This window comes from Gordonia effusa NBRC 100432, assembly GCF_000241305.1.
In the GTDB taxonomy this organism is placed as follows: Bacteria; Actinomycetota; Actinomycetes; order Mycobacteriales; family Mycobacteriaceae; genus Gordonia; species Gordonia effusa.
On sequence record NZ_BAEH01000039.1, the window covers coordinates 1 to 22,164 of the forward strand.

At 58.3% G+C, this 22,164-nt stretch carries 19 protein-coding genes; 5 read left to right on the forward strand and 14 right to left on the reverse strand.

Going from position 1 to position 22,164, the window contains the following annotated elements:
- Both GOEFS_RS06520 and GOEFS_RS22370 read right to left on the reverse strand, forming a co-directional pair.
- Positions 1–898, reverse strand: an 898-nt coding sequence (locus GOEFS_RS06520) for a hypothetical protein (RefSeq protein ID WP_040524623.1), incomplete at its 3' end; no start/stop codon positions are given.
- Between the two features lie 39 nt (positions 899–937).
- Positions 938–2,737 (reverse strand): hypothetical protein, encoded by a 1,800-nt coding sequence (locus GOEFS_RS22370; protein WP_138917915.1) that lies wholly within the window; start codon positions 2,735–2,737, stop codon positions 938–940.
- Between the two features lie 544 nt (positions 2,738–3,281).
- On the opposite strand from GOEFS_RS22370, the gene GOEFS_RS06530 reads away from it, so the two are divergent.
- Positions 3,282–3,530 (forward strand): hypothetical protein, encoded by a 249-nt coding sequence (locus GOEFS_RS06530; RefSeq protein ID WP_138917916.1) that lies wholly within the window; start codon positions 3,282–3,284, stop codon positions 3,528–3,530.
- A gap of 475 nt (positions 3,531–4,005) precedes the next feature.
- Here GOEFS_RS06530 and GOEFS_RS06540 read toward each other — a convergent pair whose 3' ends face one another.
- The 3 genes from GOEFS_RS06540 to GOEFS_RS06550 all read right to left on the reverse strand — a co-directional run bounded on the left by GOEFS_RS06540 (position 4,006) and on the right by GOEFS_RS06550 (position 6,128).
- Positions 4,006–4,296, reverse strand: a complete 291-nt coding sequence (locus tag GOEFS_RS06540) for a WXG100 family type VII secretion target (RefSeq protein WP_007317106.1) — start codon at positions 4,294–4,296, stop codon at positions 4,006–4,008.
- 38 nt (positions 4,297–4,334) lie between these two features.
- A complete protein-coding gene (locus tag GOEFS_RS06545; RefSeq protein ID WP_007317107.1) occupies positions 4,335–4,676 on the reverse strand; it encodes a WXG100 family type VII secretion target in 342 nt (113 codons plus the stop codon).
- Between the two features lie 123 nt (positions 4,677–4,799).
- Positions 4,800–6,128 carry an EsaB/YukD family protein gene (locus tag GOEFS_RS06550; protein ID WP_007317108.1) on the reverse strand — a complete coding sequence of 443 codons (1,329 nt, stop codon included), beginning with the start codon at positions 6,126–6,128 and terminating at the stop codon, positions 4,800–4,802.
- A 246-nt stretch (positions 6,129–6,374) separates the two neighbouring features.
- Between GOEFS_RS06550 and eccCb the strand changes: the two genes are divergently transcribed.
- Together eccCb and GOEFS_RS06560 are read left to right on the forward strand one after the other, a co-directional pair.
- The gene (eccCb, locus tag GOEFS_RS06555) at positions 6,375–10,490 is read left to right on the forward strand and encodes a type VII secretion protein EccCb (protein WP_007317109.1); all 4,116 of its coding nucleotides are present in this window, start codon (positions 6,375–6,377) and stop codon (positions 10,488–10,490) included.
- A gap of 55 nt (positions 10,491–10,545) precedes the next feature.
- Positions 10,546–12,801: a TPR repeat domain-containing protein gene (locus tag GOEFS_RS06560; RefSeq protein ID WP_007317110.1), complete on the forward strand. Its 2,256-nt coding sequence runs from the start codon at positions 10,546–10,548 to the stop codon at positions 12,799–12,801.
- Between the two features lie 108 nt (positions 12,802–12,909).
- Here GOEFS_RS06560 and GOEFS_RS06565 read toward each other — a convergent pair whose 3' ends face one another.
- The 4 genes from GOEFS_RS06565 to GOEFS_RS23200 all read right to left on the reverse strand — a co-directional run bounded on the left by GOEFS_RS06565 (position 12,910) and on the right by GOEFS_RS23200 (position 16,336).
- Positions 12,910–14,553 carry a MinD/ParA family ATP-binding protein gene (locus GOEFS_RS06565; RefSeq protein WP_007317111.1) on the reverse strand — a complete coding sequence of 548 codons (1,644 nt, stop codon included), beginning with the start codon at positions 14,551–14,553 and terminating at the stop codon, positions 12,910–12,912.
- Positions 14,554–14,576: 23 nt separating this feature from the next.
- Positions 14,577–15,665, reverse strand: a complete 1,089-nt coding sequence (locus GOEFS_RS06570; RefSeq protein ID WP_007317112.1) for a hypothetical protein — start codon at positions 15,663–15,665, stop codon at positions 14,577–14,579.
- Positions 15,665–16,024 (reverse strand): hypothetical protein, encoded by a 360-nt coding sequence (locus GOEFS_RS06575; RefSeq protein ID WP_007317113.1) that lies wholly within the window; start codon positions 16,022–16,024, stop codon positions 15,665–15,667. Before GOEFS_RS06575 ends, GOEFS_RS06570 begins: the two co-directional genes overlap by 1 nt.
- Before the next feature lie 96 nt (positions 16,025–16,120).
- Positions 16,121–16,336 (reverse strand): hypothetical protein, encoded by a 216-nt coding sequence (locus GOEFS_RS23200; protein WP_007317114.1) that lies wholly within the window; start codon positions 16,334–16,336, stop codon positions 16,121–16,123.
- Between the two features lie 25 nt (positions 16,337–16,361).
- Between GOEFS_RS23200 and GOEFS_RS06580 the strand changes: the two genes are divergently transcribed.
- Entirely contained in the window at positions 16,362–17,180 is an 819-nt protein-coding gene (locus GOEFS_RS06580; protein ID WP_007317115.1) for a hypothetical protein, read from the forward strand.
- A 75-nt stretch (positions 17,181–17,255) separates the two neighbouring features.
- On the opposite strand, the gene GOEFS_RS22375 is transcribed toward GOEFS_RS06580, so the two are convergent.
- Positions 17,256–18,911 carry a glycoside hydrolase family 183 protein gene (locus GOEFS_RS22375; RefSeq protein ID WP_007317116.1) on the reverse strand — a complete coding sequence of 552 codons (1,656 nt, stop codon included), beginning with the start codon at positions 18,909–18,911 and terminating at the stop codon, positions 17,256–17,258.
- 49 nt (positions 18,912–18,960) lie between these two features.
- The gene (locus tag GOEFS_RS06590; RefSeq protein WP_050949810.1) at positions 18,961–19,647 is read right to left on the reverse strand and encodes a lytic murein transglycosylase; all 687 of its coding nucleotides are present in this window, start codon (positions 19,645–19,647) and stop codon (positions 18,961–18,963) included.
- 416 nt (positions 19,648–20,063) lie between these two features.
- Between GOEFS_RS06590 and GOEFS_RS06595 the strand changes: the two genes are divergently transcribed.
- Positions 20,064–20,696, forward strand: a complete 633-nt coding sequence (locus GOEFS_RS06595) for a hypothetical protein (RefSeq protein ID WP_138917917.1) — start codon at positions 20,064–20,066, stop codon at positions 20,694–20,696.
- Here the strand turns inward: GOEFS_RS06595 and GOEFS_RS06600 are convergent.
- The 3 genes from GOEFS_RS06600 to GOEFS_RS06610 all read right to left on the reverse strand — a co-directional run bounded on the left by GOEFS_RS06600 (position 20,678) and on the right by GOEFS_RS06610 (position 22,164).
- Entirely contained in the window at positions 20,678–20,971 is a 294-nt protein-coding gene (locus GOEFS_RS06600; protein ID WP_007317119.1) for a WXG100 family type VII secretion target, read from the reverse strand. The two genes, GOEFS_RS06595 and GOEFS_RS06600, sit on opposite strands and share 19 nt — an antisense overlap.
- A 19-nt stretch (positions 20,972–20,990) precedes the next feature.
- The gene (locus tag GOEFS_RS06605) at positions 20,991–21,317 is read right to left on the reverse strand and encodes a hypothetical protein (RefSeq protein ID WP_007317120.1); all 327 of its coding nucleotides are present in this window, start codon (positions 21,315–21,317) and stop codon (positions 20,991–20,993) included.
- A 94-nt stretch (positions 21,318–21,411) separates the two neighbouring features.
- Entirely contained in the window at positions 21,412–22,164 is a 753-nt protein-coding gene (locus GOEFS_RS06610; protein ID WP_007317121.1) for a hypothetical protein, read from the reverse strand.

A 22,164-nucleotide genomic window follows, 5' to 3' on the forward strand; every position in this document is an offset into this window, starting at 1 on the left:
ATTCGCCCGTTTTAAAGTCGACGTGGTAGTTGCCATCTACATTCAACGTCACAACCATCGCTGACCAAGTGACGCCGTCGGCGGCGGCTGTCAAACCCAGGCGAATCACCGCAGTAGTGACATCGTCGGACAAGGTTAGTTGCCCCACCACCGAATCATCCTCAGCGCGACATTCCGCCGATAGGTTGCCATCCACATCAGCACGCAGCACCACCCGTTCCCACCCGGAGATATCCTTGGCTGCCTCGAAAACTGCCTTAGCTACCCCATACTCGGCCATCGCCACGGACTCCGCGAGCTGGACACTCGGCGCCGCCCCAGGTGAAAAACCTGGCCGCCGATCCGAATCCACTAGCTCGCCACCGAAATCTGCCACGCCTACACCCGTTGCCAGCTCAGCGATATCCGCATCTGCCAGAGCGTTCCACTCTCCGAACGTGGGTCGATCCACCCAGAATGACTCCGTCGGCACATTCCGATACTTCGCCACCGTTTCGAGCCCAGGTTTGGTTCGGTTGTCATTGGTAATGACAGTTGCTGTTCCGTCGGATTTTGACAACCCAGTCACCATATACACTGACTCACTCTGGCCCCAGCGCTTCAACGAATCCCCGGGATATGAATAGTCGATCACTTTGGACCGGAAGAATCGGCCATCAATGGCATCAAATCGAACAATTCGGATAATCGACCCATGGCGATCATAAAACTTGAACTTAAACGCACCCGCCTTGCCGGGATAGAAATGCATCGACCAGGCAGGTACTCCAGAGTCTCCTGGTTCTGGAACTACCTCGAAAAAGTGCGAATCACTTTCATATCGATCTCGCGCTACATCTTCCAGAAGATAGTCCTCGCCACCGATAGGCTGCAACGTCAGATCATTCCAATTATTCATATACCTATACAAAGACTACTCCTATCGCTGGCATGTAGCTCAATCGTACACATGACCCGTCACATCGCGAATCTTGATTCCGCTGTCTCGCGCGAACTTGAGGATGGCCGCAGGTATGGCCCCAGTCTGAACCGGAACTTCGAGGAAGTACTCGCCGTCTAGAGCATCGCCAATTAACCCACGAAGCGATGGATTTTCTCGTGCGCTCGGAACGTCTGCGATCCTAAATAGATCATTGCCCGCAGGATATTTGTCGATTATCTCTCGCAAATACCCGATCGCAGTCTTTTCGGATATTTGGGCCAGCTGCGTAAATTTTCGAGACACAATCTCTAAGCCTGGGATATATGAATCCAATTTCACATTCTTAACGAACTTGCCAGCACTGTCTATTATTCGTACGTAGACTTCATTCGCCGGGAACCGATAGTGATTCTGCAAGTTGAAAAGATCGCCGCGCGCAATATTCCGCAGCCAGTCGGGCAGGTGCTTGTTACTAATTCGATCATATAGTCGATTCGCCCAATCTAAAAACTTCGCCGGCACGTTCGACAACGCCAGTTCACGGGGTGAGTCCGGCGTTATCGGCGCGGTGGGAGCCTTCGGCTCCTCCGTGGGCGGTCCGTGCGGTGCTGTTGGCTCAACAGGAGGTTTCGGCGGTTTCGGCGGCTCGGCTGGGATCTTCGGACCGGCCGGTGGCTTCGGCGTTGGCGGAATCTTGGGACCGGCCGGCGGCTTCGGCGTTGGCGGAATCTTAGGGGCCTCTACCGAACCCGGCGCCGCTATCTTGGGCAACCCGGCCTCGCCGGGTTTCAGGGCAACCTTGGGGATCTCGGGTCCCTTGACCGCAACATTCTTGCCGAGCGCTAGCTTTCCACCAACTCGCACCGATTCGGCGGCGTTCTTGGCGAGGTTGCCCGCGCGCGCAGCAACCGACTTAACTGAATTGCCCGCGACTCTGACTCCGCGGCTCGTGATGCCGAGGACCTTCGTCGGGGTAACAACCCACGAAAGGACCCCGACAGCGAGCTGCCCACCGGTTCCCCATGGGTCCTCGCCGGCGAAGTCGCGGAAGTCCACTCCCAACAGCAGATTCGTTGTGTCGGCAAAACGGTCGCCTATCGACTTCGATGCCACATATGGTCCACCTATGCCGCCTTTTGCAGCCTCCGTCCGCACCAGATCGTAGCCATACTGGAAAGTACTGAAGACCCCATCGAAAACTCCGCCGCCGAGAGCCTTCCAGGTATCAGCAGTACCATAAGGACCGAGCCCAACCAAAGATCTAAATCCGTTTATCGAGTTCTTTCCCGATTCCCAGGCTCCATCCCACGCTTTTCGAACTCCAAGACGAGTATCGGGCGGCATTTGCACATTCGACACTTCCCCCTTACTGTCCAGCGTGAGGATAGTGCCATCCTTCATCTCGACCGTTGAGGTGTTGTCGGCATTGAGAGTGACCTTTCGCCACTCGACACTCGGATCATCGCGACTATTGACTTTTACGACGCTGCCATTCACCCAGGTCGTACGAAACGAGCCTTCGACTATATCGCCCGACTTTACCGAACCGTCAAGATTGTATTCCATATGGCCTATAAACGCGCCATTCTTATCGACCACATTGGCTCTGGACTGATTGGTCTTCGGATCCGTGAACTGATATGTCTTCGATCCAGTCGTAGAATCAGTTGTGACATATACCGGGAGATTATTGCCATCGATGAACGTATCGACGCGTTGACCAGATTCTCCGGTAAACCACCCAGTACCTTTCGGGTCGATCTGGCCAGTTACCTTCGTGTCCTTGCCCCCCGGCCCCGACGACGTCAGCGTCACCGAACCGTCGGCGGTTTGTTGACGATGAGTCCAATTGCCGTCCGGTTTTTGCTCACTGTCGACCTGTACCTGGGTTCCGTTAGCGGTAGTCGCTAGGGTCGACGACTTCTTTCCGTCCCAGGTTTGCCCATAGGACGACCGTGGAATCGCTCCTGCCGGATCCGCTCCGGGGTCCCAGGAAATCCCCTCAACATTTTCGCCGGGTTTCATCTGCAGTTGATAACCCGATCGACCATCGGACTCATTACTCCAGCGCTGATACCCGCCCTCGCCATTGGAAACCACACGTTGACGAGAGGTAATCTTTCCGTCTTTTCCGACAAACTCTTGATCGACGGTCTGATCACCATTACCTACCGGAATGGTGTTGATGATCTTGGTTCCGTCAGGGAGGATCGTTTCCCACCGATCTCCCTCACGACGACCTTTTGCGTCACCCAGAACTATGCCGCCGAGCGCGGTCTTGTTCTCAACAGGTTTTGCCGGCGGCGGCGTGGGAGTCGTCGGTGTCGGTGTTGCAGGCGTAGGTGTTGCAGGCGTAGGCGTGGGAGTCGCGGGCGTTGACGGCGCAGGTGTCGCGGGCGTTGACGGCACGGGCGTCGGAGTCGCAGGCACCGGCGTCGCGGGCGTAGACGTCGCCGGCGCCGACGGCACAGGGGTGGGCGTCGTAGATATCGACGGCGCAGGCGCTGGAGTGGGTGTCGACGGCGCAGGCGTCGAAGTCGAAGGAGTGGGAGTCGGCGGAGTCGGGGTAGGAGTCGGCGGCCCCTTGACCGGGATAGGCCCGCCATAAGGCGTATAGCTCGCCGGCGGCACAGGTGGCGGCGTCGGCACTGGCCGATCAGCTACCGGACCTCCCACAGTAATCCCCTTAGGAAGTTGTTCTGACTAGGTGAAATGAATCATTCATCGCGGTCGGGGCACTGGTGTCCGCCCGACGACGACGTGGAGGCCGCGGTCAGAACCTATGACGACCTTGATCGGCAGCCATATCCCACCGGCCTGGACTGCACCCGTTTGGTTGGCGCCAACGGAATTGACAAGAGCGCCTTCGCACCAGACCGCATCGGGAGATCGCCCCGTTTGAGCCGCTAAAACACGCGAGATTTCAGTCTCAAGTTCTGCTCGGCTAATTTCCATATCCGGCGCCCGCGAAGAATCGCACGTCATACGGTCGTCTCCCGACTACTCCAACATGTTCAAGTGCGAAGACGAGGCGGTCATCTCTGAAAGAGATGACCGCCCCCATCGCAAACCAGTTGTTTAGATCAGTGCCCCAGCTCGGTACGCATATCCGAGCGCATACTGTTGTTCAGATCGCCGGATTCGGAAAGCGAGTTGTATACCTCAGCGACGACGTTACGCACCGCGGTCGAACCGGACTGGAAACGAGTAAACAAAGCCTCGTAGATATCGGCCTCGTCACCTTCCCAGTGAGCCTTCAAAGTGTTCTTGGCGGCCTCGAAGTTTTCCAATTCCGCGTCATAACGCGTTACTTGGCTCTGCAGGTCTTCAAGAGTGGCTGACACCTGCTCATCGTGAAACTTGTATTCTGGCATTTTCTTCCCCTAAGAAGAGTAGTGATGAACGGTTAGATTCAGACGCTCCGGAAGTTGCCTTCAATATCGGCCCAGTCCGCAGCCCCCTCACGATGAACAACGCTCTCGTGCTGTTGAGCCTGTCCGCTTCGTGACGCCCGCTGCACGCCTTCAAGCTTTGTTTGGATGCTCTGCAAGGTCGTCGTCATATCCTGCTGAGCGTCGTGGGCACGCCGGCCGAATCCCCGCCATTGGTCACCGCCGTCGCCTTCCCACGAAGCAACCGTAGCTTCAATCGCACTGGTGAACTGACCAGCGAGAGTGTGCAACTGGCCAGCGGAATCCATCAACTGAGTGATGTGCTGCTGAAGACCCTCGTCCTGAATTCTGGTTAAAGCCATCGATATGTCCCCTCATCTGCCGGTCACTGTCGATCCCGGACCACAATGAATTTGTTGAACGCAACCGCACGTCCTGTCCTGCCAAATCTGAGGCTAGCTGCCCCTTAACATCAGGACCACAGATCAAGACGGCCAGAAGAACTGATAAATGCCCTGCGCGAGGAACACCATCGGCACAATCCCCAAGGTCAGCGGCGCATCGAACACCTCGTAGGCACGTGCGACGCGCGCTGCATTTACGTCGTTCAGCCGGATGACAGCTAGCGAGACAATCACGCCGCAAACGCCCGCGACTAACAATGCGGACAACAAAATAGAGACGTCGGGGGGCAGATTGAACCATTGCGGCGCAGCAATAGCAGAAACCATCAGCGCGACGGCCGCGGTGCCGAGTAGGGGGATCACATGACGGGCATGAGTAAATGACCTGGAGCGGATAACGAGCGCGACTCCCACATACAACGCCAGGATTGCTTGCACCCAAACGCCCGACAGAGCGATTTCGACGAGCGCGGGAACGAGTAGCGCCGAAGTCGTAATGACGACAAGGTCGACACAGAATCGTGTGGTGCCCAGCCTATGTTCGATGTCACTCCGACTGGCCAGCTGTCCCTCGTCAGTCCCCCGCACAAGCGCGACAACCCCGCTTGTCGACAGGGCCAATGCTGGCGCATAGCCCAGAATTAGCACCAACGGGATCATCGACCACCCCGAAATCGCGATGGCGTTGGCCCCAATGTGCACAGCAACTGCGACAACGGCGAATACGACCGCACTAACGATTGCGGCCACGCCGACGACCACAGGTTTGATCGTCCGAATCAGACAATTGATCGCGACACCGAGTGCGACTCCGGTAAGTGCCAACGCCCAGACCGAATCCTTCATTTGGTCCTCGCCTACGACGTATCCAAGCGCGCCGAGTGCGAACACCGCAGACCAGCCGACAGGTCCCGCGTCTCGGGATCGGCCGATCCACCCGCAAACAACTGCGGTCGTAGAGACCACTATCAAGCCCACCGGTGCGGCGTACCCAGCGTCGACAAGCGTCAGCCAGACACTGAAGGCCGCGAGGACCGCCGCAATCAGGTAGCCAACCGCACGGTTGCGGACTGCTCCCGTCCATACGGCGTACTGGGTGTTGACTCTGGATTCGATCGCGCCGATCACATCGTCGACGAATGGTGTCTCGACGGCATCGGTGATGGTGGTCAGATAGAGCGTCGAGCCGTCTAAGACACCGAGGCGTTCGAGCGACTCGTCCGGCGAAAGCCTGCCGCGCACCGGATCGGACAGCGCCCACGCGGTGATATCGACATTGTCATTCCCTTGAATGACAGCGAGCGATAATAGTGACGCGAGCCAGTCGTTAATCGTCACATCGGTTGGCAGACTGACATCGACTTGGTTATTTGGTCCCACTACTGTGAGCCGGACAAAACCAGTACTCATGGCCCCTATCATGCCTGACGGTGGCGATTCGTAATGCACCGCACGCCGCGGATGTCGACGAAGGTACGCCGACATTCCGGGTACGATCATGGCGCTAAGAGCGCTAGGGAGACAGGGACCGGTGCGGAGCGAAAGAACAACCGCTCGCACCGTCTGGCACCACTGCAAGTTTTCACCGCGTCGGGTCGCCGCTCTCGTATGCTCTCGGCTACTGGACTGGGACTGCCACAACGATCGAGGTGACTTATGGCGGCACGCGTAATACATCGACCGGCTCGAACTAGAGTCGATCCGCTTCCCAAGAAGCCACTCGATGTGTCCGCACCGCCGACCATCGACGATCCTTCGTCGGTTCAAGAAGGAATCGTACTGCGGTTGGCGATGCCATTAATGGCCGGCGGCGGAATGATGCTAATGATGGCATCGACCGGCAACAAATTGCGTATGGTCGCGGGAATCGGCTTCATTGTGGTGGCGCTTCTCATGGGTCTTACCATGTATCTACGTTCGAAAACCGGCCATCGTAAACGTGCCGAAATGCAACGCACCACGTATATCAAGTTCCTTACCCGCTTGAAAAAGGATCTGCAACCGGAAATCCAATTACAACGCGAAGTTCAGCTGCGCTTACACCCCGCACCCAACGAATTACTGTCACTCATCAGCAACCCGGCCCGGCTCTATGAACGCAGGCGATGGGATCCCGACTTCGGGATGGTCCGCGTTGGCACTGGTGCGGGACCGCTGGCGCGCGACGTGAACTATAGCGAGGGCGGCGATCCGGCGGCCGAAGTCGATCAGATTTCGGTAGCGCACCTGGAACGGACGAAAGCCATTTTCGACCGCATCGACGGTATTCCGCTTTGCGTGGAGCTCTCCGGAACAGTCTCCATCATCGGCAGCACCGAGGCATGCGAGTCGCTTATCCGTGCGGCGCTGACCCAATATCTCGCGCTGCACGCTCCAGAGGACGCAGCAGTGCACCTGTGCATCGGCAGCGACCCATCGATGCACAACTGGATCAAATTCGCGCCGCATTTGCTGGAAGAAGGCGGTTTCGACGGCCCCGTACACCGACGCAGGGCTACGACGAATCACCCCGATCTCCACGCGTCGTTGAGTCAGCTCATCGCCGAACGGGCCGCCGACGCGGAACGACACGGTCGCATCGGCCATCCACCTCTTGCCTCGCCGTTCATCGTCATCGTCGTCAACCTCGACGACGCCAACGGCCAACAACCCCTAGCCTTGTTCCCACCCGGAATATCGCCCGCTACGGTAGGCATTTGCGTCCTCACGCATACGCGTCGCCGAATCACCGAACCGAGCGAGATCACGTGCCGCGTGGAGGTATCCGACGACGGACAAGTCACCGTCGAGGACCCCAATTCGATTGATGACAATCCACGGCGCGCATCAATGGCAGCCGAAGCCCGGACCAGGCGGCTCATCATGGGGGCGTCGAAGGGTTCGGTCGATCGGATGACGCCGAGTCTGGCCAATGCGATCGCACACGAGTTGGCGTCAGTGCGCTTGGCGGCCGAGGAAAGCGCCGAAGCGCCGCTCGAATCCACTGTCACCATCGAGAAACTGTTGCGCCTGGACGATATCGGACGATTCGATCCGATCGATATTTGGCGGCATCGCCCCCTCGCCGATTTCTTAAAAGTCCCATTCGGCATCGACACCAACGGAAACCAGGTCTTCCTGGATCTCAAGGAGTCCGCGCTGGAAGGTCATGGACCTCATGGCCTCTGTATCGGAGCGACCGGATCGGGCAAGTCCGAGGTATTGCGAACACTGGTGTTGGCGCAAGCGATTAACCACCCGCCCGAACGTTTGGCGTTTATTCTGGTCGACTACAAGGGTGGTGCGGCCTTCAACGGTCTCGACATCCTTCCGCATACCGCGGCAATGGTTGACAACCTCGGCGACAGTGATGGGCTCGTCGACCGTCTACACGACGCTATGTCCGGCGAAATGCAACGCCGGCAGCGTGTTCTGCAAGCCGCCGGTGCGAAGAACATCTACGACTACAACGATCGTCGGGACGCTGGCGCCGAACTCGAACCGCTTCCCAACTTGCTGGTGATCATCGATGAATTCGGCGAAATACTTGTCCAAAAGCCGGAGTTTCTAGACCTTTTCGTGCAGATCGGTCGTATCGGCCGATCGATCGGTATTCACCTGCTGCTCGCGTCGCAGCGTCTGGAAGAAGGGCGGTTGCGCGGACTCGAATCGCACCTGTCCTATCGCATCTGCCTGCGCACGTTTTCCGCCGTCGAGTCACGTATCGTGATCGGCACCGTCGATGCGCACGAGCTTCCCGCACTTCCTGGATCGGGCTATCTCAAAGTCGATCCCGATGTATATGTGCGATTCAAAGCCGCCTATGTGTCGGGTCGGTATGAGCCCCTCGAAGAACGGGTCAGCTTCGACTTGCCGCCGCTGGCGATGCCGTACGGAATCCGGAACACGACCGGTGAATGGCTCCGAAACCAGCAGGAACTCTATACCGCGGTTATGAAGGCCGAGACCGATCAGCGCGAGGAAAGCCCGTTCGACAAAATCGCGCTTGAAGTGGCAGCCGAGCGAATGGGCCAAGTTGGGCGCAAGGTCAAGCAAATCTGGCTTCCGCCGCTCCGCGATGACCTTTCCCTCACCGATGTCGTCGGAAATCTGACAGCGACCGCAGATCGTGGCCTCCAAGTCGCCGACACATCGACCCATTCGAAGCTGCGATTCCCCATCGGAACTGTCGATGACCCAGCCGAACAATGGCAGGGCACCTTTTACGTCGATACCGCGGCGTCGAACGTTCTTATTCTTGGTGCTCCGCAAACTGGGAAAACTACTACCGCGCGAGCGATGGTCATGGGATCTGCCGTCACGCACACCCCTCGGCAGGTGGCTTGGTACGTGATCGATGCGGCTTCGACCTTGATGGGCGATCTGGAGGGCCTCCCGCACGTCGGCGGTGTGGCGACGCGTTTCGATCCGGACAAGATCCGACGCGCCGTCGCCGAGACGACATATGAACTGGCCCGACGCGAAGAACTATTCGTCCAATACCGCATCTCTTCGATCGGCCAAATGCGCCGCATGGTGGCGGAGGGCGCGATTCCGGAAATTACCGTCGCCGATCGCTATCTGATGATCGACGGGTGGGCGACGTTCAACACCGAATACGAAACGCTGGTCGCCAGCGTCACCGACATCGCCGTTCGCGGCCTGGGATACGGGCTCCACGTCATCATCGTCGCGAATCGTCTGGCTGATCTTCGTACTAATCTCAATACGAATCTCAGCACGATGATCGAACATCGCTTGGCCAATGCGGTCGATTCAATGATCTCTCGACCCCTCCAAAATCGCATTGGCGCTAAGGAATACGGTCGGGTGATAACTCCGACCGTCAAGCTGGCACAAATTATCAACGCCACCGGAGAACGTGTCGAAAGATCTATCGAACAGATCCGATCGGCGTGGCGTGGAGCCAAGGCACCCATAATCCGCATGCTGCCAGAACGGATCACGTACTCAGAGCTCACTTCCGGAGTCCCCGCGAAAACCGCCCCGGTCATCCTTGGTATTGATGAAGCGACCCTGTCCCCACTGCATCTCGACATCCTGGGCGACGACCCGCATCTGACAATCTTCGGCGAAGGAGAATCGGGCAAAACAAATCTCTTGCGCGCTGTTGTCGGCGATATAGTCGCGCGGCGCGGCGCCGCCGGAACCAACATTGTGGTTATAGACCCGCGACGCAGCCTTCTCGACGCCGTCCCCCAACCGCCACTGGTCAGCTACGACACGACGCGCGAACAAGCAGCCACAACTTTCGAACGTCTTCACAAATTTCTCTCCAGCCGCCTGCCCGGCAATGACGTCACACCGGCGCAGCTGCGATCTCGATCTTGGTGGACAGGGCCGGAAGTGTTCGTCATCGTCGATGATTACGATCTGCTCGTTCCGACCACCATGACTCCCAACCCGCTATCCGCGCTTATTCCACTGATTCCCCATGCGCGGGACATCGGGCTCCACGTCATTATTACGCGCAAAACCAGTGGACTTTCTCGCGCCCTTTTCGACCCTGTCCTCACCGGGCTGCGCGATAACGGTGGTGCGAGCATCCTGTTATCCGGCGATCGCTCCGAAGGTCAGATCTTCACCAAGGTCTACCTGCAATCCGAACCGCCTGGACGTGGGCGCCTCATTCGTCGCGGAAACCCCCCGCAGCGCGCGCAATACACCTACTGGCCCGAGGAACAAAGGATCACGGCTACGGCCGCCAATGCCCTTCCCAACCTCGACGGCGTCGGTCACGGAACCGACAGTGAGGGTTCCGTGTCGGGGTAGCGTCAACGATATTCAAACGGAAGCAACCCCGGCTATTTCAGGAGGACATGCGGGAATGGGATCGATATCGGACAAACCGCTGCCCGTGCCGAAGGCTCCCACCGTACCGAATAGGGCCACCTATACCGGAAATATCACCCCAAGAAAATCACCGATACCCGACGACGATGGCGCCATTCCAGGCAATACAACGAAAGGTGGGTCGGGAACGGCGGCGCCGAGCTCCGGCAACACTACGACTCTGCCCGGCAAATCCACCAGCGATTTCGAGACCATGGCCAATTACAACCTCGTCGCGATGCTGGTGGAGTTGAAGCGGCAAAAGGACCAGCCATCGGGCGATGCGAGTGCCGGCAACAAAAATTCTCCCGAAGCCATTCGAAAAGCCCAAGAAGAAGCGGAACATGACGCACACGTCATTCAGAATGGCCGCATCGCAGGGCGGACAGAATTTCCGACGTCACAGCAGAAGGCTGCGGCGAAGGATCGCTTCAAGGAGAACGCGTCTCTTGTCAAAGAGATCGACGGAAAACCTGACGATTCACTACTAAGAGCACTAGAGAACGGCGAGAATGTTAAGCTCGACGCAGCGACTATCGCATACCTCAAGCGTTTCAACGAATCCCTTCCTTCGACAGTATCTGGACTAGAGAAATTTCTCAAAGAGAGCCCTGATATCGCTGGCTCAGTGAGCGACAGCCACTTCTTACTCTCCAGCAATCAGGTGAAGTATTTAGACGCATTGGGGAGCGAGCAAAGTGGATCAATCAACAACCTCCCTAATAACATCGCGACGGCGTTAACTGAGCCGGACATAAAATCCGAATCACATTTTTCCATTTTCGGACGCTCCAGATGGTCGTTCGACGGAAAGAACAATGGACCCGGTACCCAACGGGACTTTACCATGAAAAATGGGGAGACTTTACGGAAACTCACGCAGATCTATCAGAACAGTACTGACTCCACCAATGGATATCGTTACCGCAACGGCTCAGATATCTCACGGAGTATGATCGCGCGCTCAGGAGAAATAGCATGGGCCGAACGACAAAGGGAACTCGACGCAAACGTTCGCCTGTACAGTGCCCCCACCACCGGCCCGGAACGCTACCAGGGCTACAAAGAGGTCAACGAAGACTACTATCTCGACACCGCCGCCGATATGTTGAAGATTGTGGGTGACGATCACAACGCTAGCGTCGATGCGCTCGCCGGTGACAACATGCTCGAGGGATATGACGGGGGAACCATAGACAATCTGTTAAATGCCAGTTGGAACGGGCGCGACGTCAATGGTGAAATCAGCGGAGAAAAGAAGATGAATCCAGAATTCGGACTCAACAAAGTTTTCGCGCAAATCAACAGTTTCCCCGAACGCGACAACACACAAAAGGCGGCAAACTCGTTCGGCAAACTACTATCCAGCGGAAAGTACGCGAAGCTGGGTGAGACAAACCCTGGCGTCACTCAGGCGCTAGCCCAAGGATTCCGCGCATACCACGCAAATTTCGCGGGATATATCGCGCTAGCCGGAATACAGCCAATGCAGAAATCGGCATATGTCAATCTATTGAAGGCAATGTATTCAGATCCCATTGCCGGAGTTGAAACCACCGATGCCATCATGACTCAAGAGGCCCTGCTCGCACAGAATTACGGGGCCGGCAGAACCAATGCATCCACTGCCGACATCGCCGGCCAAATGCACGTGGCTATGGTCTATGCGGTGTCAAATGTTGCTGCCGACGCGACCGCTCGCGACCGCTATAACAAAATACTCGAATTGGCAAAGAACGGCGCCTTGTGGGATACGACGGTGGCGGCACTATCGTCCGCAACAGGCATCGCCGGCAAGGTACCGGGTCCGATCGGGACAGTAGGAAAAGTTGGCGACATCGGCCTGAAGATCGCGAACCCCCTCGTAAAGATTGCAACGTTAGGTGCTCTCAATCCCGCCGATGTGGAGACACCGGCTGCATTGAGGAATACACTCAACTATGTCGCTACCATCGATAACTCGCACACTCTTGATGCCGCAATTGTCCAAGGACTCGCCGAGAAACATCCTGAGATCCTCTCCGATCCAGAGCTCATTAAATACGGCTGGGTAAAGGACGGGGTGATCCAGGTAGACACAACCAATGTCGGCTTCAGACATAAGATGCTCGAGATAATGGGCAAATACGGAAAAGCTCTAGTACAAAAAGACGGAGAAGCGATAGCTGCATATGAACAATCATATGACGTAGGCAAAGACCGTAGCACGTTCGGAATAGTTCCGAAAGAATACGCAGAGAACGTGAATTGACCGACGGTGCTAGATAAGCATTGCCCACGTCCACCTATCCACGGCGAGCTAACGCCACACGTATGGTTAATGCCGGTGTCAGCCAAACGTGGCGAACAATCACTTTCTTCACTGCTGGGGTGACCACCCGACGGCACCGGTGGGAGGAAAATTCGGTTGGCCGAATTGCTGCGGTGAACCGAATCCAGGAAACTGCTGAGGCTGCGGCAGAGGTGGTACCGCGAAAGCATCGACCACAGTCGCCGAGAGTTCCAAAAACGCCGCTCGCGTGCGCTCTTCCAATTGTTCCAGGTCGATATGCGCCCCGACCGCGAGATGCGGATCATAAGGAATCACTTGGACCGCACGAGTGCGGCCGGCGAAATAGTCAGTCAACATCGAAATGTCGACGGGTGAATTCCGATCGCGCGCCGACGCGATGACCACAATCGCGTTTCTCGCCAGTTCCTGATATCCATGTGCGTTGAGCCAATCGAGAGTCACCACAGCGCTCTGAGCTCCATCGATCGCCGGCGACGTAACCAAGACGAGTGAGTTCGCGGCCTTCAGAACACCCGACATCGCCGAATGCACCAGGCCCGTGCCGCAGTCGGTGAGGATCAGATTGTAGTGATTTTCAAGAATCGATACGACCCGCAGATATTCTTCTTCTGAAAATGCCTCCGACAGCGCCGGGTCACTCGACGAAGCGAGAACTTCCAAGCGGCTAGATGCTTGATTGGTATGCCTGCGAATATCGGAGTACCGCGCAACGTTCGGGTCGCCGAGTAGATCCCGCACCGTCGAATACGTCTGGAGCGGCACCCTACGGGCAAGCGTTCCCAAGTCAGGATTGGCGTCGACCGCGATGACGCGATCCCCGCGCAGTGACGCCAACGCCGAGCCCAGCCCAATCGTCACCGTCGTCTTACCAACGCCGCCCTTCAACGAGAGGACGGCGACCTTAAAATCCGAACCAACTGGTTGACGCACTCGCTGGGCCAACTGAACGATATCTTGGTGACTACTGGTACCACCGAAGGTGATCAGGCCCCCAGCCGCACTTCGCAGGCGCGATCGCCACCCACGATCTTTGCGCCCGGCAGTCATCGGCATTTGCTGCATCACCGACTGACCGACCTGGGTGTGTATAGGCGGTCGCAACTGCGAATCTGGTTGCGGCAGTACGACATTCGGCTGCGGCATATCTTGCGGCGGCATATTCGGCGGCAACACATTCTGCGGCGGCATATCTCGTGACGGCAGGTTCGGCTGCGGCACATTCTGCGGCGGAAAATTCTGCGGCGGCACATTCGGCACTTGCTGCTGCCACATGGGCCCCTGTTGCGGACCGACCGGTGTCACCGCCGAGCCGACGGGCTCCTGAGGCATGTGGTGATCCAGCGGCACCTGAGACTGGGGGAATCCCGATGGAAGCAGATTGGGCAGTGGCGGCACCGGAACCTCCGATCGGACCGGTTGCGGGACGGGATTGAACCCACCACCCGCGCCTTCGGTTTCGGTCACGATGCCATGTCGGCCCGAGGTCGGCTGCACGGGATTCGACGCCTGAGCCGGTGCTGGATACCCTACGACGCCCGGAACGGCATTGACCGGCGGATGGACCGTCGCTGCGGCGCCGTTCGCCGCCGCGGTCACGCCGGCGAAGGGGTTCCCGCCGGCCGCTGGCTCATTCGCAACCGGTCGATTGTCGGTGGTTGGCTCAGGTCCACCCATCCACGGCGGTGGCTGCGTCGACTCCGGACTCGTCATTCAGTCTCTTTCGATGGTGTGTATCAACCGCGTCCACCGACAACTAGATCATTGCCCTCGGTGTCGGATTTCTTTCCATCCTTCTTAACTTTATCGTTGTCTTTATTCTTCTTGCTGCCGGTTTTTCGAGCGCCGCCACTTCGTATGCCGGGCATACTGAACGCCCCGGCATCGCCGTGATTGGCCGCTCCCCTGGTCGGGCTTGACGGATTCGTGGTCGACAACTGATAGCTGTCGACGGCGACGCGAGTCGTCTGCGAAGCAGTCGAGAAATCCGAAATTGTCCTGGTAGCGCCGGGAACGACGGAGGTATTGGACACGTTTCGGAACGCACCCGGCTGGCTCGCATCGCCACCTTTCACCGAGTCCGCGGAATCTGCGGCTTCATCTCCAGTCGAACGCGCTTTGTTCATCGCGTTCACCGCGTTATGACGTTGGCTGGTGCCTACGTTGATCGTCCCAGCCGACAGCATCGCGTTGACACCCAACTGCGACTGGATTCCATCGGCTTCCTCGTTGGTCGCATCCCATTTGCGTCGACTTGCCTGATGATCCTGATGTGCCGCAACCACTTCCGCGGATGCCCTGGTCAGCTCGACGGACGCTTGCGATACGTGCGCGGATGCGGCAGCGATGGCACCTCCGGCCATCCCCGCCGTCCCCGACGTCGCCGCAATCGCGGCCGAGAGTTCAGATTCAGCCGCCGTGAGAGCCGCAACCGCGGCAACTTCGACCGCCTCAGCGAGATTCACCCGGTGGAAGGCTCTCCACAAATTCGCGTAGTCCGCTTGGGCGGAGATCAGGACCGGGGTCATCTCGGAAATGGCGGTGTCCAACGAGGTACCCCATTGCCCCAGTCCCTCGCCCGCGACCTGGATTCCTCGTGCGACATGATTTACGGCATCGATATGCGACTGCGCCTTCTTCCGCCACATGTCTGCCTCTGGGCCGGTGAACCGCACGTCGGCGATGCTTATCGCGATATTCGACGCCATCTGGTAAAGGTGGCCGGCTGTTCCATTCCATTGCTGCTGGGAAAGATGAACCGACGCCGGGTCACCTTCGATTTCGTACCGCTTCGGATTGAAGGGCTCGGGAATTGGAACCGGCATCACGCGCTCCTGGATGCGGCATCGTTGAAGTCTCGCGCGCCGGCCTGTAGTTCGGTTTCGGACTCCGACTGGGCCTTCCCGATCATTCCGACAAGCCCCGCCTCGTGCGCCTTGACGATCGCGGCGAGTCGCTGTGTCGTCTCCCCGTGCTCACGTACCTCGTTAAGGGCTCGAACGATGTTGGGTCCGAGCTGAGTCTGAAATTCCGTAACCGAAGCCTGGATCGCCACACCCTGTCGGCTGCCGTGTGAACCACTGTTCGCCAGGCATTCGATTGCGACGAAGGCTCCCTCAATCATCTGGACTACTGTGCCCGCGAGCTGTTCCATGCCGTCCGGATCCGCACTAAAGTTCGCCATCCGCCCAGTTCCCTTCCCGTCACGTCACATTTCGAACTTAACAATGCAAGATTCTATATCCGGACGAGTAGAGGGGGTCACTCAAACAACCGACACCTACTTACGGCGCATGCTCGCGATCAGGTCGGCAATGACGCCGGCCGCCAAAATCCCGGCGAGGATCGCGAACGCCAGAACGATCGAAAAGAGCAGCAATTTCACCACTGGCGACTGCGACCGCGGTTCGAGAGCCCCATGGAGCACAGCCAGCATCGTTGCCCGGTAGCGAAGGCTATGGGCCTGAAGAATAGTTCTGCGATCGTGCGCGGCCATGGTCCGGTCCCCTAAGCTCTCTGATATGCCCGCACCGAGTATAACCAGTTGGCGCCCTTCTCCCGATACGGCCGTCAAACGCGCGGCCCGGCTCGAACGAACAATCGACCTGAAACGATGGCGTCCACATCGTATTGCCGTCGTTCCCCTAGAAGCCGCCGCACCGACGTCAGTAGTAGCGGCACTTATCGCGATAGCGGGAAATCGAACTCTCGAAGATCGCATGATTGGCATCGACACAAGCGGTGAACGTTCGTTGACCCACCTGTTGGGCGCTGGCGCGGGCGGGAATCTCGGAGGGCTGGGACAGTCAGATATCACACGGCGCGAACGCCGGGCGGTAGATAATTATGTCGATTTCGAGACCACTACGGGCGTAGGGGTGGTCGCTCCAACTCCTACCCATCCCGATATCGCACCAGAAATACTTAATGATGCACTACTGGGGATCAGACGTCGATTCCGCGGGTTTGTCATAGACACGCCAAGTTCGGTCGCTGGCTCCCTCATGCGCCCCGCTCTGGGCAATAGCGACCGTGTCGTCGCGGTAACTTCCGGCAGCCGTATTCCAGACTGGGTCTTCAATACCGCGAACCCACTGCAACGATTTCTACATACCAGTCGACTGACGGTGGTGCTGCCATTCCAACAAGGTCAGCCGGAGGCGGTAACCCGATACTCTACGTCAATTCGAACCTTTCCACTCGGCATCACGGTCTATCCCGATGGGCGATGGGATCTTCCCCTCACCGGCCGCGGCTTAGATCTCAGTCTCGGCGATATCGGGCTATCGGATATCACCGTCAAACTGGCACGGCACATATTCGAGGCGGGCGATCGATAACGCCAAGCGGATACGCTTCGCGTTAGATGACCCGGCCTCGGCCCTCAAGACGCACTTGAGGACCGAGACCACGTACTAGCCGCCAGGACCCCTCGGCGAACTTCCTGACGGTGGTCCACCCATCGACTCGGGCAGCTTCAACTCTGGAAGCTTCGGCATTCCATCGGGCATCGGGCCGAATGGAATTCGTGAGCCGCCGGGCAACGGAATCTCCGGAACCCATAACGACGGCGCCGGAATACCGCGGCGGGTAATCGTCGCGTGCATGAGATAGACGTTGTAGCTAGACCACTGGGACATCGTGAAGAACAGGTCATTGCCCTTCGACCACGGGTGGATGCTGGCACCGTAGATCGACGGGTAGTTCTTGGCCGATGCGATCACCTGCGGCGACGTCCACGGTCCCTGTGGCGTGGCCGCCTGACGTAGGACGATCCCGTTGTTGAACACGTCGGTCGCGATCATCAGCCACCGTCGAAGTGACGGACTGTACTGGACAGATACCTCGCCGATGCCACCGGAGACTATCGGCTGCGGCTCGCCTACCAGGCCCTTTTGCCAGTGGTTGCCCATCCAATACTGGTAGGCGGACCGATACATGAGCTGATGTGCGGGAACCCGCGCCACGTAGACGCCGCCGATACGCCCTTGCTCAGTGCCGAACATATAGACCCAGTTTCCGCGCCGGGCGAGGGAAAGCATCTGGAAGTTCCGGGCGGGCCCCGCATTGGTCCAGAAGGCGTTTCCCGACTTTCGCCACGTAACACCGTTGTCGTTGGAGACGGCGATACCCGAATAGTTAGTCGTCCAGGAACCCGGCGACGGGCCGAATCGGCGGACCGACGCATACGTCATGTACTGACGGCCACCGATAGAAATACCCGAAGTAGGGAGGGTCGTGATCTCCGAGCCGTTAACGCGGCGGGCCGAAATCACTTGCCGCGCGTGGCTGGCACGATCGGTGAGGAAACCGCTATAGCTCATCTGGCGAAGATTTTTGGTCGACGAGTACGCCAGTGTGTTGACTCGCCAGTCAAAACCCGTCGGAGCGCTAGTCCCGGTATCACCGGCAAATCCGGATCCGCGCGTAGCCCCCTGCTTCACACTGATATACGGAAGCGCTGGGAATGGTACCTCTTTGGGAAGGATCTGCAAGTTGAGACCATCACCGGTCAGGTACTGCGGCTGATTCGAACTCTCACCTTTAGGACGCGGGCGGCCGAATGTGTCACCGAACATGGTGATTATTTGGCCGCGACCGTTATCCCACATAACGGCATTGCCCGCGCCCGCCACGCCCCACTTAGTGTCGGTATGATCCGCGGATTTGGCGCCCGTGAGTTTCGTGACGAACGCATTCGTCACACCGCCGCGGGTGATCGGCTGCCCGTCACCACGTTTCTCACCCTTGTCTTCGTTCTTGGGATACAGATCCGACGGACCCGTAGGGGCATTCTGATTGTTATTATTGTCGTTATTCTTGTTGTCATTGGGATTCGCCGCTGGTGACTCAACCTTGAGGGCCGGCACGGCGGGCGCGGGAGGGACGATCATCCCAGCGGTTTGCACATTCGGCACGGACAACTGCGGCTGCGCGTTCAGATTCGGCTGATTCCCGTTCCCACTATTCGAACTGGAATTGGAGCAGCCAGTGATCACGAGCGCCGACGACACAAGCAGTATCATTCCGGGCAACAGCCGGCGACGCATTTCAGAGCGATGCCTCTTCATACTTTCCTTCTCCGAATAACTAATGGGTCAAGCATGGCTTTAGACACGATCAACGGCCGTACATCGCGGCGATCGCGTGTACCTTAGCCGCAAATCCGGGCGTTGCGTTGAACTGATTCATTGCCGCAGTCCAGCCATCCGACTTCGAAAGGTCTCCTCCGGCGGCACAAAGGAAACGGGCGGCAGTCAGCGAAGCATCATCGATATTATCGGGATCGGCCTTCCCATTATTGTCCGCGTCAGTGGCGAATTGTTCCCACCTACTCGGCAGAATCTGCATCGGCCCCATAGTCACGTCAAGCAATTGATTGCCGTCATACTTTCCCGCGTCTGTATCGGCGAGAGGCGGTGTTTTCGGGGGATTTGCTTGGTCGAGGTCACGCTGCGCGGGCGAGACAGTACCGTCCGGGGCCAATGAAGCCCCTCCGGCGGATCCGTTATCGCTCGATACTTTGCCGATTCCGGCGAGCGTGGACCAACCGATCTTGCACGCGGGCATGGCTTTGTCCATCGCGGCCGCGGCATAGGCATACGCCCGCAGCGCCCGCTCGGAAATCTGGTACGGATCAGCATGCAGCTCGGACCATGCCTTCAGCTGGTACGAGGGAACGTCACGAGTCTTCGTTTCCTCTTCTTTGTCCAAACGCGACGAACAACCCGCCAGCACCAAACATCCAGCGAGCAACGCAACGCTCAATGCGACCGTTCGGCGTCGCCAACCCCGGTTGAAGTACACGAGGGCTGAGGATACGGGCCGCGAGCAGGCTCAACCCGGTTCGCGACGGTGGACTGACCACCACGCAGCGCAGCTACCTGCATGTTCGCCATCAAACCCTGTCATTCACGCAGTAGACGTCATTTCGAGGTGGAAACACGGCCCCGGCAACTAATGCTGTCCTATCGCCTACCAATCGAAGTGGGCCGATCATGACCTATCCAAACGCGGCGCCCCACGGCAGGCGCCGATCTGTCCGATAGAATTCCCCCGTGGTTACCGGACAGAACAGATGGAGCCAACTCAGGTCAGCGGGTCGACTCGCACGATTACAGCGTAGTTTCGCTCCGTCTGATCAACTCCCAGTGGCGGTGGCCGTGCTGCCACTCGACACGAGAAGCGCGACCAGCCCTATCACCGCAACGCTCGCATCACTGATGCAGTCCACTCTCCCCGACCCTCTGGTCGCGGTCGACGCCGATGGGGTTTCGCAGCCGCTACGGCGGCTCCTGTCCTCGTCCGGCGCGGGCGACCTGATCGGACTAGCGGCGTCCCACGATGCCTCCTTGAGCCGCGCGAGGGTCACCGACTTCGTCGACATGGGTGCGAGTGTCCCGCTAGCTACCTGCTGGCTCGACGGTCCGGGTGCGATACCGCCGGAGTCGCTGCGGTCCGCTGTATGGAAGCTCCGCCGGCGATTCCCGAGTCTGATCATCGACGTGCCGCACGGGGTGCCCAAATCGACTATCGCAGTTGCCACCGGCCTCGCGTCGCACATCGTTCTCGTCGGAGATCCACAAGACCTCGGCCACAGCTGGCTGCACCAAGGGAAGTCGATATTGGCCGACGCCGCTCGACGCAAGGCAGTCACCGTCGTCGCCGTCGGCGGATCAGAAGAATCCCGGGCCGCGTGTGAACACGACGATGTTGTCCCGATCCCCCAACGTCAAACCGCCGGGTATCGCGCGGGCAGCGTGTCGGTTCCAACCGGGACCGACGAACTATTCGCCTTCACCACGCTTCTGCAGCGTGTGACAGGCAATGCTCCGGCTCAGTCACCGAGCGCCTGATTCACCTTCGCCTTGTAGTCGACAACCGCGTCTCCGCCCGCTCCAATGAGTTTGGAAACGGCTTCGAGAATCTGACTGACAGAAGTCGCGGCCTTATCCCAGCTATCGAAAACATCGGTGAAGGTGTCGTGTTCGGTACCGACCCAGCCACCACGGCCCTTGATCTTGCCGTCGAGATCTCTGATATCACCCAGAAGGGCAGACGAGACGCTCAGCACTCGTGTCTTGGCGCTAGTCGCCGCGGAATCACGCCAAGCGAAAATATCTCCAGCCATCGACTCAGTCCTCGATCTATCAGATATGGAAGTTGAATTGTGAGAGGTTGCCCGCTGCCTGGTTAGCCGCCTTGGCCACCTCGCTGTCGATGGCCTTGGCACCGGAACCAATCGCCTCCGACACCTTGCCAAGGTCACCTATCGCCTCGGCGAGCATCTTGATACTCGTCTTCCAGGCGCCCTGAAAGGCATCCTCTGACGACTCAACCTTGCCGCCATGACGATGGTCATAACCGGTTACCGTTGTGCCCGATGCGTTCTCGGCTTCGAGTTGCACTCGAACGTGCTCCAGGCTCTGCCCGAGCGAAATCATGTGCTCTTTGGGAACGCGAATGTAGTCGCCCACTACGCAACAACCCCTTCACCGTCAACGATGGTCTTGATTGCCGAGGCTAACATCCTCGACCGTTTGCGGCCATTCGACCCCGGCAGATGCTCGATCATTTCGGCACGCGATAAGACACGAGCGAGATCGGATCCGGCAGTTCAGATGCAGTATCTACCGGGTCACCCGCTTGATTGTCCCGCCACGAAACACTGCCCGCCATCCGAATGACGGCATCCCGCAGCGCATCGGACCAGTCAATCCGCGGTGTCGTCGCGCCGATCACCAGCGTCCATGTCGTGGAAGGCAGCGGATAGAACGCTTGAATCGACACAACGTCACGGAGTGAATCCCCATCTCGCTGCTGCTGCTGGCGTTCAACCAAGACGTACGCATTGCCCGACGGTGTTGTCAGCTCGTCGAGTTTGCCGGACTTGCCCTCCAACCCCTTCCGGATCGGCGCCATCGACGCCAGCCTGGGCGAGCTGGAGGTAAACATCAGATTGAGCGAAACATTCTCAATACGTCCCTCGGCGTCGACGCCCGGGTGGATCAGCGTGAGAAGTATTCGATTCTTCTGAGTGACCGCAACCGCGTCTTCGAGCGACTTGAGCAGCGCGCGCCGGACTTTGGCGGCTACGCGCTTGCCCCCGTAGTAGTCGTCGACAATTCGCTCATTCTGCCGACGCCATTGCGCGGGATGGGTTTTCAATACCGCCCAGTCGGTCGGGAGAGCAACATTCCAATCGAAACCGGGGCGCAACGCGTCCGGATGCCACTCAATGGCCAGCTCGCGCGAGGATGTCGGCTGTGATGAGTCATCGGGAACGTGGCCAGTCGGCTCATCGGCGTCATCTACCGTTGTCAA

What these genes read in the sequence shown, in the direction of transcription:
- GOEFS_RS06540 (WP_007317106.1), bottom strand. Translation starts at nt 4,296, where the DNA reads ATGCCAGAATACAAGTTTCACGATGAGCAGGTGTCAGCCACTCTTGAA.
- GOEFS_RS06545 (WP_007317107.1), bottom strand. Translation starts at nt 4,676, where the DNA reads ATGGCTTTAACCAGAATTCAGGACGAGGGTCTTCAGCAGCACATCACT.
- GOEFS_RS06550 (WP_007317108.1), bottom strand. Translation starts at nt 6,128, where the DNA reads ATGAGTACTGGTTTTGTCCGGCTCACAGTAGTGGGACCAAATAACCAA.
- eccCb (WP_007317109.1), top strand. Translation starts at nt 6,375, where the DNA reads ATGGCGGCACGCGTAATACATCGACCGGCTCGAACTAGAGTCGATCCG.
- GOEFS_RS06560 (WP_007317110.1), top strand. Translation starts at nt 10,546, where the DNA reads ATGGGATCGATATCGGACAAACCGCTGCCCGTGCCGAAGGCTCCCACC.
- GOEFS_RS06565 (WP_007317111.1), bottom strand. Translation starts at nt 14,553, where the DNA reads ATGACGAGTCCGGAGTCGACGCAGCCACCGCCGTGGATGGGTGGACCT.
- GOEFS_RS06570 (WP_007317112.1), bottom strand. Translation starts at nt 15,665, where the DNA reads ATGCCGGTTCCAATTCCCGAGCCCTTCAATCCGAAGCGGTACGAAATC.
- GOEFS_RS06575 (WP_007317113.1), bottom strand. Translation starts at nt 16,024, where the DNA reads ATGGCGAACTTTAGTGCGGATCCGGACGGCATGGAACAGCTCGCGGGC.
- GOEFS_RS23200 (WP_007317114.1), bottom strand. Translation starts at nt 16,336, where the DNA reads ATGGCCGCGCACGATCGCAGAACTATTCTTCAGGCCCATAGCCTTCGC.
- GOEFS_RS06580 (WP_007317115.1), top strand. Translation starts at nt 16,362, where the DNA reads ATGCCCGCACCGAGTATAACCAGTTGGCGCCCTTCTCCCGATACGGCC.
- GOEFS_RS22375 (WP_007317116.1), bottom strand. Translation starts at nt 18,911, where the DNA reads ATGAAGAGGCATCGCTCTGAAATGCGTCGCCGGCTGTTGCCCGGAATG.
- GOEFS_RS06595 (WP_138917917.1), top strand. Translation starts at nt 20,064, where the DNA reads ATGCAGTCCACTCTCCCCGACCCTCTGGTCGCGGTCGACGCCGATGGG.
- GOEFS_RS06600 (WP_007317119.1), bottom strand. Translation starts at nt 20,971, where the DNA reads ATGGCTGGAGATATTTTCGCTTGGCGTGATTCCGCGGCGACTAGCGCC.